Below are 2,999 nucleotides of genomic sequence, written 5' to 3'. Positions count from 1 at the left end.
CGGCCATCATGCCGTACTCGATGCCGTTGTGGATCATCTTCACGAAGTGGCCGGCCCCGATCGGGCCGCAGTGCAGGTAGCCCTGCTCGGCCTGGGTGGGCTCGCCCGAGCGGCCACCTGGAACAACACGGCGGGCGGACCTTCGAGGGCGTCGCGGTCCGCGTCGCCCAGCGCCTACTGGCGATGGCCGCGGCGATCTGGCACAACAACAAGACCGCCGCGCCCGTCACCCGCTCCCTGATCGCCTACGACCACTGACCAGAGATCGGAATTACTCGTCTAGGCTGGCCACAGCGGCGGAGGTCGCGCGGGACGAGTGAGGGGCGGCGGCCGGTGCCGGGCCGGCTCACGGCGGCGCGCGGCGGGTCGCGAGCAGACGAGTTCTCATCCGGGAGGCGGCGTGCACCTCGACCACGATCATGGCCTGCATGAGCACGGCCACTCGCCGCTCGGTGGTGCCATCGGCGGCGGGCCCGCGACGGCGGTCGGCTGGCAGACCGCCATGCCGGCGGTCGACGCGGCCCCGCGGACCGTGCCGGCCGGGCGGGCGTTGCGGGTCGGCATAGGCGGGCCGGTCGGCAGCGGCAAGACCGCGCTGGTCGCGGCGCTGTGCCGGGCGCTCGCGGGCAAGGTCGACCTCGCCGTCGTGACCAACGACATCTACACGACCGAGGACGCCGACTTCCTGCGTCGCGCGGGCGTGCTCGACCCGGCGAGGATTCGCGCCGTCGAGACCGGCTGCTGCCCGCACACCGCGATCCGCGACGACATCACGACCAACCTCGACGCGGTGGAGGACCTGGACGCGGAGTTCGGCCCGCTCGACCTGATCCTGGTCGAGTCGGGCGGGGACAACCTGACGGCGACCTTCAGCTACGGCCTCGTCGACCGGCAGATCTTCGTCGTCGACGTCGCCGGCGGCGACAAGGTGCCCCGCAAGGGCGGCCCCGGCGTGACCAGCAGCGACCTGCTCGTCATCAACAAGACGGATCTTGCCCCACTGGTCGGCGCGGACCTCGCGGTGATGGCCCGCGACGCCGAGGCGGTGCGCCACGGCCGTCCCGTGCTGTTCACCAGCCTCGTCGAGGACTCCGAGGCGACGGCCGTCGCCCGCTGGGTCCTGGCCCAGCTGGTCGAGGCACGCACGGCCGGCGCCGGCGCGAACGAGAATTCCATGGCCCCGCTCGCGGCTGTCGGCATCGACCTGCCCGGCGCGCGGTGAGCGCCGCCGTCGACGTCGACGGCGACGGCCCGGGAGCCTGGTGACCCCGATCGCCGAGGCTGGCACGTGGGCTGGCGCGGCGGCGGGCGAAGAAGAGCGGGGCGCCGGCCGCGGCCTGGTGCGCGCGCACGCGGTGCGAGCCCACGCCGTGCTGCGGGTCGAGGCCGGTCAGGACGGGTCCGCGCGCGTCGTCGAGGCACGCTCGGCCGTCCCGCTCGTGCTGCGGCACACCGGCACCACCACTCCGCCGCGGGCCGCGGCCGAGGCGCCCGCCGCCGGGTCGGCTGGTGCGGCGGCGGCTGGGGTCACGCGGGTACAGGACCTGGCGCCGCCGGCGCTGCCGACCGTCACCGTGCACCTGGTCGGGGCGGCCGCCGGGCCGCTCGCGGGCGACCAGGTGCGGCTCGACATCACCGTCGGGGCCGGGGTACGGCTCGTGCTGCGCTCGGTGGCCGCCACGCTGGCGATGCCGGGGCACGGCCCCGGGCCGTCCGTGCTGGAGATCCACGCGGACGTCGCCGCGGGCGGCGCGCTCGACCTGCTGCCGGAGCCGACGGTGGCGGTGCGCGGCTGTCGGCATCGGATGGTCGGGCGGGCGGTGGTGGCGGCCGGAGGCTGGCTGCGCTGGCGCGAGGAGGTCCTGCTCGGCCGGTTCGGCGAGCCGTCCGGCCGGGTCGAGACGGACCTGCGCGTCGACATCCGTGCCCCCGCGGGCGACCGGCCACTGCTGCGCCAGCAGCTGCCGCTCGGGCCCGACGTCCTCGGCCTGACCGGCGCCGCCCTGATCGGCTCCGCCCGGGCCGTCGGCTCCCTTCTGATCGCCGCGCCCGCGCCGACCGCGGGTATCGGCCCGGCCGGGCTCGGCGTGCCCGCCTCGGTCATCCCGCCGCCCGCGCCCGGCGCCACCCGGACGCCGGGCGGAGCGGCCGTGTTGCCGTTGGCGGGCCCCGGAGTGCTGGTCACCGCGCTGGCCGCCGACGCCGTCACCCTGCGCCGCCACCTCGGCCCTGAGGGCTGAGAGCCCTGAGTTTCTGAGGTGCCGAGTTTCTGAGGTGCCGGGTTCCTGAGGACCTTTCGGTTCACTGGCGAGCGATCTTCGCCGCCATGGCTGGGGACGGTCTGGCTCAGGCCAGGTGGGCGAAGACGACGACGTTGTCGACGTAGTGGCCGGTGGAGTGGTCGAAGGTGCCGCCGCAGGTGATCAGGCGGAGTTGGGCGCCGTCGCCCGAGTGGTAGACCTCCTGGTCCGGGAAGCTGGCCTTCCCGTACTCGGCCGACCGGTCGACGACGAACGTCGCCGTCGTGCCGTCGGCCCGGTCGACGAGGACGGTGGCGCCCGCCCGCAGCCTGGCCAGCCCGAAGAAGACCGCCGGACCGGTCTTCGAGTCGACATGGCCGGCGATCACAGCCACGCCGTCGTCGCCCGGCTCCGGGCCGGCGCGGTTCCAGCCGACCTCGGTGAACCCGGTCGGGGCGATCAGCCGTCCCGCCCCGTCCAGGCCGAGCGGCACGACCGGTGCCGTCACGGCGATGTCCGCGATCCGCAACCGCACTGGATCCGCGGCCTTGCCCGCCGATGGAGACTGCCCGCCCTGTCCGCCTGCCGAGTCCGCCGAGCCTGCCGAGTCCGCCGAGCCCAGCGCGCTGGTCGCCGCCGGGCTGGCCGTGGGCGTTCCGCCCGGGCCTGGCCGCGCGCCGCAGCCGGTGAGAGCAACCAGGGCCAGCGTGAGCGCGGCCGTCAGCAGGAGGCTGGCCGCGAGCCCGCTCCGGCGGTGGC

At 75.6% G+C, this 2,999-nt stretch carries 3 protein-coding genes and 2 pseudogenes; 3 read left to right on the top strand and 2 right to left on the bottom strand.

The features are described from left to right. Positions 1-115: pseudogene (locus tag FRCN3DRAFT_RS57530) on the bottom strand (phosphogluconate dehydrogenase (NAD(+)-dependent, decarboxylating)); the annotation flags it as partial. Positions 116-117: 2 nt separating this feature from the next. Between FRCN3DRAFT_RS57530 and FRCN3DRAFT_RS57525 the strand changes: the two are divergent. The 3 genes and pseudogenes from FRCN3DRAFT_RS57525 to FRCN3DRAFT_RS0200010 form a co-directional block, all read left to right on the top strand. Beyond that, positions 118-258, top strand: a pseudogene (locus tag FRCN3DRAFT_RS57525) (IS982 family transposase); the annotation flags it as partial. Between the two features lie 142 nt (positions 259-400). Continuing rightward, on the top strand, positions 401-1,222 hold the full coding sequence (gene ureG, locus FRCN3DRAFT_RS0200015; protein ID WP_007520696.1) for an urease accessory protein UreG: 822 nt from the start codon (positions 401-403) through the stop codon (positions 1,220-1,222). 40 nt (positions 1,223-1,262) lie between these two features. Next, the gene (locus FRCN3DRAFT_RS0200010) at positions 1,263-2,240 is read left to right on the top strand and encodes an urease accessory protein UreD (RefSeq protein WP_007520694.1); all 978 of its coding nucleotides are present in this window, start codon (positions 1,263-1,265) and stop codon (positions 2,238-2,240) included. A gap of 106 nt (positions 2,241-2,346) precedes the next feature. Here the strand turns inward: FRCN3DRAFT_RS0200010 and FRCN3DRAFT_RS41870 are convergent. Next, on the bottom strand, positions 2,347-2,999 hold a 653-nt coding region (locus FRCN3DRAFT_RS41870), incomplete at its 5' end, for a class F sortase (RefSeq protein WP_007520692.1).

This window comes from Pseudofrankia saprophytica, assembly GCF_000235425.2.
In the GTDB taxonomy this organism is placed as follows: Bacteria; Actinomycetota; Actinomycetes; order Frankiales; family Frankiaceae; genus Pseudofrankia; species Pseudofrankia saprophytica.
Note: the sequence above shows the minus strand (reverse complement) of the source record. Positions and strands in the feature narration are given on the sequence as shown.